Origin of the sequence: Dactylosporangium sp. NPDC049525 (assembly GCF_040676755.1) — a bacterium.
Lineage (GTDB): Bacteria > Actinomycetota > Actinomycetes > Mycobacteriales > Micromonosporaceae > Dactylosporangium.
In genome coordinates this window covers 107,529-113,833 of sequence record NZ_JBFAPO010000039.1, presented here as the reverse complement: position 1 = coordinate 113,833, position 6,305 = coordinate 107,529, and the positions used below count along the sequence as shown (strand labels likewise).

Sequence of the window (6,305 nt, the reverse complement as noted above, 5' to 3'; positions counted from 1 at the left end):
GGGATGGATGTGGTGAAGACGAACATTGAGCGCATCGGTGGTGCGGTTGATGTGGATTCGGTGGTGGGGAAGGGCACGACGTGGCGGTTGACGATTCCGTTGACGCTGGCGATCATTCAGGCGCTGACGATCGAGTGTGGTGATGAGCGGTATGTGATCCCGCAGGTCGCGGTGCATGAACTGGTGTATCTGGACGGGCAGTCCGGCCGCGTCGTCGAACACGCCATGGACGCCCCCGTATACCGCCTCCGCGGCAAGCTCCTGCCCCTCGTCTACCTCGACGACATTCTCGGCCTCACCCGCGACGGCGAGCACGACAAGGACGTCTACGTCGCGGTGCTGCAGGCGGAGGGCAAACGCTTCGGGCTCGTCGTCGACCGCGTCCTCAACACCGAAGAGGTCGTCGTCAAACCGCTGACGTCCCGGTTCAAGGACATCGGCGTGTACGCCGGCGCCACGCTCCTCGGCGACGGCCGGGTCGCACTCATCCTCGACGTCGCGTCCCTCGCCCGGCGCGCACACCTCGCCGCCGGCGTCGAACGGACCGAGGGCGACACCGTCCGCCGCGGCGGTGGCAACGGCGACCGGCTCCTCATCGCCGGCGTCGGCGACCGCCGCGTCGCGATCCCCCTCGACATGGTCACCAGGCTCGAGGAGTTCCCGGTCGAACGGATCGAACGCACCGGCAGCCGCGAGGTCGTCCAGTACCGCGACCAGATCCTGCCGGTCCTGCGCCTGTCCCACATGCTCGGCGCGTACGAGACCGAATCCGGGCCCACGGTGCCGGTCGTCGTCTACACCGAGAACGGGCGGTCCGTGGCCCTCGCGGTGGAGAAGATCCTCGACATCGTCGAGGAAGGCCTCGACGACTCCCGCCGCGACTTCGGCGACGACGGCCTGCTCGGCTCCGCCGTCATCCAGCAACGCGTCACCGAACTCCTCGACGTCCGCCGCGCCATCCTCGCCGCCGACCCCCTCTTCCACACCAAGATCGACGACAGCATCGACCCGTACGACCCGTACCAGTCGGACACCAACGCCGACTACACCTACCAGCACGCCGGAGCCTGATCATGGCCAGCCGCCAGTACGCCACCTTCGAGGTCGCCGACCAGCTCTTCGGGCTCGACGTCGCCAAGGTGCAGGAGGTCCTCTCCTTCGACCAGTACACGCCCGTGCCGCTCGCCCCGGAATCCGTCGGTGGGCTGTTCAACCTCCGCGGCCAGGTGATCGCCGCCGTCGACCTGCGGGTACAGCTCGGCCTGCCACCACGGACCAAGAGCGCCGAACCGGCCATGAACGTGATCGTGAAGACCGACGAAGAGTCCGTCTCCCTGCTGGTCGACCGGATCGGCGAGGTCGTCACGCTCCAGGACGACACCTTCGAGCCGCCGCCGGACACCCTGCACGGGCCGAGCCGGCACCTCATCACCGGCGCGTTCAAGCTCGACGGCAGGCTGCTGCTCGCGCTCGACACCACCAAGGCCGTCAACACCAGCCAGCCCGGCACCGGCAATCGCGAGGAATGAGTCCATGAACTGGTTCACCAACCGCGGGGTGCGCACGAAGGTGCTCAGCGCCCTCGTCGTCGCCGGGATCGTCATGATCGCCATCACCGTCGGGGCGCTGCAAGGGCTGAGCGACGCCAACGACACCATGCGCCGGGTCACCGCGAAGAGCGCCCAGTTCGCGGCGCTGTCCGACATCCGCGACGGGATCACCGACACCCTCGCGGCGCTGTCACCCGACCAGCAGAAGGCCGCCGCCGAGAGCATCACGGCGGCGATCGGCAGGTACACCGCCGGCGCCGCGGCCGACCGGGTCGCCGACGCCGACGCTGTCGCCGAGGCGATGAAGGTCTACGCGACCGTCCGCGACACCGAGATGCTGCCCGCCGCCAACGCCGGCCGGCTGGACGAATACGTCAGGATCGCCGCCGCGAAGGCCACCCCGCAGATCGTCAAGGCCCAGCAGCTGATCGACAAACTGCAGGCGACCGAGTTCGGCGAGGCCGAGCAGTGGCGCGCCGCCGCCCAGCACGACTACGAGCAGAGCCGGCTGATGCTGATCGGCGCCGCCATCCTCGGGCTGCTCGCGGCGTTCGGCATCGGCCTGTGGGTCACCGCGCTGGTCGTGCGACCGCTGCGCCGGGTCGCCGAGGTGCTCGGCGCCGTCGCCGCCGGCGACCTGAGCCACCGGGTCGAGGTCAAGTCCACCGACGAGGTCGGCGTCATGGCCGAGGCGCTCAACAAGGCCACCGAGAGCATGCGCACGACCGTGCAGACGATGGATCACACCGCCTCGTCCCTGGCCACGTCCGCCAGCGAGCTCACCGGCGTCAGCGCGCAGATCGCCAGCGGCACCGGCGAGGCCACCGACCAGGCCAACCTGGTCGCCGCCGCGGCCGAGCAGGTCTCCCGCAACGTGCAGACCGTCGCCGCCGGCGCCGACGAGATGGGACTGTCGATCCGCGAGATCGCGCAGAACGCCAGCGAGGCGGCGAAGGTCGCGTCGCAGGCCGTGATGGCGGCCGAGTCGACCAACCAGGCGGTCGCCCGGCTCGGCGAGTCCTCCACGGAGATCGGCAACGTCGTCAAGGTCATCACCTCGATCGCCGAGCAGACCAACCTGCTCGCGCTCAACGCCACGATCGAGGCGGCCCGGGCGGGCGAGGCCGGCAAGGGCTTCGCCGTCGTCGCCAACGAGGTCAAGGATCTGGCGCAGGAGACGGCCCGGGCGACCGAGGACATCTCCCGGCGGGTCGAGGCGATCCAGGCCGACACCACCGGCGCGGTCGCCGCGATCGGCGAGATCAGCCAGATCATCTCGCGGATCAACGACTACCAGCTCACCATCGCCTCCGCGGTCGAGGAGCAGACGGCCACGACCAACGAGATGAACCGCAGCGTCAGCGAGGCCGCGACCGGCTCCGTCGAGATCGCCACCAACGTCTCCACGGTCGCCGCCGCCACCCAGAACACGTCACTCAACGTAGCGGAGGCGCAACGCGCGGCTTCGGATCTGTCCCGGATGTCGAGCGAGATGCGCTCACTCGTCGCACGGTTCAAGATCTGACCCGGCTGGGCGGGGTACGTTCGCAGGACCCCGCCCACGACCCTTTTGGCTGACAGACCGGGGTGCAGCTGCGTTGCAGACTAGTTGCATGTACAGCCTGGTTAGCGCCCCCGTGCTCGGCTTCGACCTCTCCCGCCTGCAGGGCGGATCGGCCGCTGCCGATGTTTTGCTTCGTGGACTCTCGCTCACGCAGAGTGACCTTGACGCGGTTGCGTCGGCGCGTGCCGACGACGACTGGGACCGCGTCGACCTGTGGCGTGACGTCGACGCCGCCGCCCAGGAGCGTCGCGCGGTGAACGCCGACGCCGGTGCGCTCGCCGTGGTCGAGCGCGCCCCGCTCGGCACCCTCGACGGGCTGCTGCACTGCCTGCGCTACGACATCCTCGACTGGACCTGGGGCAACCGCCCGGCACAGGCGACGATGCCGACGCCACAGGTGCGTGCCCCGCGGCAGCGGCAGAGCGAGGTCGCGAGCAAGGCCACCGGGGTGCTGTCCGACGCCGCCGCGGCCGCCTACCTGCGGGAGCTGCTGACCGACGAGTCGCGGCGCCGGTTGAGCGCCCCCTACACCGCCGCGATGCGCGCCCTGCCCGAGCGCGAGCACGACCTCGGCCCGCAGGCCGACGACCTGCGCCAGATGCTGACTCGGGTCGGCTCGCTGTCCCCGGCCGAAATGCGCCAGCTCAACAAGGTCACCGACACCTCCCGCCCCGGCCTGACCGACTGGGCGCCGGCCGTGCACTCCGCGTCCTGGGCCGTCTTCCTCTCCGGCCGGGTCCGCGCCGGTGCCGCCGCGCAGCTGCTGCTCGTGCAGGCCATGGACCGCTCCGGGGTGCCGGTCAGCGACCGGGCCGGCGGGGTGTGGAACCTGCTCAGCGGCGCCGTCCAGGCCCTCATGGTCCGTGACCTGCTGGACTCCACGACCGCCCGGCGGCTGCTCGACCCGTACTTCACCGCGATGGGACCGTTGTCGGTCTGACTGTCGGTCTGACCTATCGCCCACGAGGCCCCCGAACATCGCCCCTGTCCGGAATGCTCCGGGCAGGGGCGGTTCTTTTGGAATTTCCCTCATCGTCCCCAGAGCACCGCCGATTAGCCCGCTGGAACGTGACGGGCCTCGCATTTGCGGTGAGGCCCCCGGTGCTGGAGGCAAGGGCGCGTGATCTCGGTTCTGGTGGTGGACGACTCAGTCGTCGTCCGGCGGCTGATCACCGACGCGCTCAGCGACGACTCAGAGATCCGGGTCGTCGGCACCGCCCCGAACGGGAAGGTGGCGCTCACGAAGATCGAGCAGCTCCGCCCCGATCTGGTGACCTTGGACATCGAGATGCCGATCATGGACGGTCTCGAGACCTTACGCGCGATCCGCTCCCTGTATGCCCGGCTCCCGGTCATCATGTTCAGCACGCTCACCGCGGCCGGCGCGACGGCGACCCTGGACGCGCTGTCGGCGGGCGCCAGCGACTACGTCACCAAGCCCGCGAACGTCGGCAGCGTCGCGGAGAGCATCCGGTCGGTCCGCGAACAGATCATCCCGCGGATCCACGCCCTGTGCGGCGGGCGCCGGGCCGCGCTTGCGCCGCCGCCGACGCGGCCGATCGGCATCGGACCCAACATCGGGCCCAACACCCGCACGTTCGGCACCAGCCACGCCGTCGCGCCACCCCTCGCCCGCCCCGGCGGCAACCCGCTGCCCGGCTCGACCCGGCCACCGGTGACCGGGCCGCCCACGACCGCGCCGATGCGCACCGCGCCGCGGGTCGACCGCGTCGAGATCGTCACGATCGGCTGCTCGACCGGCGGGCCGGACGCGCTGACGACCGTCGTGCGGGCACTGCCGGCGAACCTGCCGGTGCCGGTGGTCGTGGTCCAGCACATGCCGCCCGTGTTCACCAAGATGTTCGCCGACCGGCTCGACCGGACCGCGGCGCTGACCGTCGTCGAGGCGACCGGCGACATGGTCGTGCGGCCCGGCACCGTGTACATCGCGCCCGGCGACTTCCACCTGGAGGTGCACCGTCGCGGGACCGAGGTGGTCACAAAGCTCAACACCGGCCCGCCGGAGAACTTCTGCCGCCCCGCCGTCGACGTGCTGTTCCGGTCGGTGGCGAAGGTCTATGGCGGTGCCACTCTCGCGATCATCCTCACCGGGATGGGCCAGGACGGGAAACGCGGTGCCGAGCAGCTGCGCGGGGCCGGCGCGGAGATCGTCGCGCAGGACGAGGCGACCTCGGTCGTCTGGGGCATGCCCGGCGCGGTGGCGACGGCCGGGCTGGCGCATGCCGTCCTACCGCTGGGCGAGATCGCCCACCATCTCATCAGCCGTACCGCCGGTGGTCGGGGTGCGAAGTCCATGGAGGTGACCCGATGACATTGACTGCCCAGGAGTTCGCCTTCATCAGCGGCCTCGTTCGGCGCGACGCGGCGATCGTGCTCGAGGCGGGCAAGGAGTACCTGGTGGAGGCGAGGCTGCTGCCGCTGGCCCGGCAGTCCGGCCTGCCGAGCGTGTCGGAGTTCGTCGCCCGTGCCCAGCAACGGCCCGAACCGGAGGTCCACCGCAAGATCGTGGACGCGCTCACGACCAACGAGACGTCGTTCTTCCGCGACGGCGAGCCGTTCAAGCAGCTCGTCGAGACCGTGCTGCCGGATCTGCTGGTACGGCGGGCGACCACCCGCTCGATCAAGGTGTGGTCGGCGGCCAGCTCCAGCGGCCAGGAGCCGTACACGATCTCGATGGTGCTGCAGGACAACCTGCCGCCCGGCTGGTCCTTCGACATCATCGGCACCGACATCTCCACCGAGATGCTCACCCGGGCCGAGGCGGGCCAGTACACCCAGCTGGAGGTCAACCGGGGACTGCCGGCGCCGCTGCTGGTGAAGCACTTCGAGCGCAACGGGGCGCACTGGCAGATCGCCCAGGCGTTGCGCAAGAACGTCTCGTTCCGCCGGCTCAACCTGGCCGCGCCGTTCCCTTCGATGGGGCCGTTCGACATCGTGTTCATCCGCAACGTGCTGATCTACTTCGATGTCCAGACGAAGCGGACGGTGCTGCAACGGGTGGCCGGCACGCTGCGGCCAGACGGCTGGCTCTTCCTGGGCTCGGCCGAGACGACGATCGGCATCGACGACAGATTCGAACGGGTGGTCGCCGGTCGGACGTCCGCCTACAAGCTGCGGGCCGCACCGAAGACCGCCGCTTCCGTGAGCGCAGTAGGAAAGGGGTGACGCCA

The 6,305-nt window shown here is 70.2% G+C and carries 6 protein-coding genes; all 6 read left to right on the top strand.

What is annotated here, in order from left to right; translation table 11 throughout:
• On the top strand, positions 1–1,071 hold a 1,071-nt coding region (locus AB0K00_RS39060), incomplete at its 5' end, for a chemotaxis protein CheW (RefSeq protein ID WP_363531646.1).
• A 2-nt stretch (positions 1,072–1,073) separates the two neighbouring features.
• On the top strand, positions 1,074–1,529 hold the full coding sequence (locus tag AB0K00_RS39055) for a chemotaxis protein CheW (protein WP_327008652.1): 456 nt from the start codon (positions 1,074–1,076) through the stop codon (positions 1,527–1,529).
• Between the two features lie 4 nt (positions 1,530–1,533).
• The gene (locus AB0K00_RS39050) at positions 1,534–3,075 is read left to right on the top strand and encodes a methyl-accepting chemotaxis protein (protein ID WP_363531643.1); all 1,542 of its coding nucleotides are present in this window, start codon (positions 1,534–1,536) and stop codon (positions 3,073–3,075) included.
• Between the two features lie 88 nt (positions 3,076–3,163).
• Positions 3,164–4,054 (top strand): hypothetical protein, encoded by an 891-nt coding sequence (locus tag AB0K00_RS39045; RefSeq protein ID WP_363531640.1) that lies wholly within the window; start codon positions 3,164–3,166, stop codon positions 4,052–4,054.
• Between the two features lie 180 nt (positions 4,055–4,234).
• Complete coding sequence (locus AB0K00_RS39040; RefSeq protein ID WP_363531637.1) at positions 4,235–5,446, top strand: chemotaxis response regulator protein-glutamate methylesterase; 1,212 nt, start codon at positions 4,235–4,237, stop codon at positions 5,444–5,446.
• On the top strand, positions 5,443–6,300 hold the full coding sequence (locus AB0K00_RS39035; protein ID WP_363531634.1) for a CheR family methyltransferase: 858 nt from the start codon (positions 5,443–5,445) through the stop codon (positions 6,298–6,300). Before AB0K00_RS39040 ends, AB0K00_RS39035 begins: the two co-directional genes overlap by 4 nt.
• Positions 6,301–6,305 lie beyond the last annotated feature (5 nt).

Bases quoted from the DNA above. Each gene is read 5' to 3' on its own strand.
- AB0K00_RS39055 (WP_327008652.1), top strand. From the start codon at position 1,074: ATGGCCAGCCGCCAGTACGCCACCTTCGAGGTCGCCGACCAGCTCTTC.
- AB0K00_RS39050 (WP_363531643.1), top strand. From the start codon at position 1,534: ATGAACTGGTTCACCAACCGCGGGGTGCGCACGAAGGTGCTCAGCGCC.
- AB0K00_RS39045 (WP_363531640.1), top strand. From the start codon at position 3,164: ATGTACAGCCTGGTTAGCGCCCCCGTGCTCGGCTTCGACCTCTCCCGC.
- AB0K00_RS39035 (WP_363531634.1), top strand. From the start codon at position 5,443: ATGACATTGACTGCCCAGGAGTTCGCCTTCATCAGCGGCCTCGTTCGG.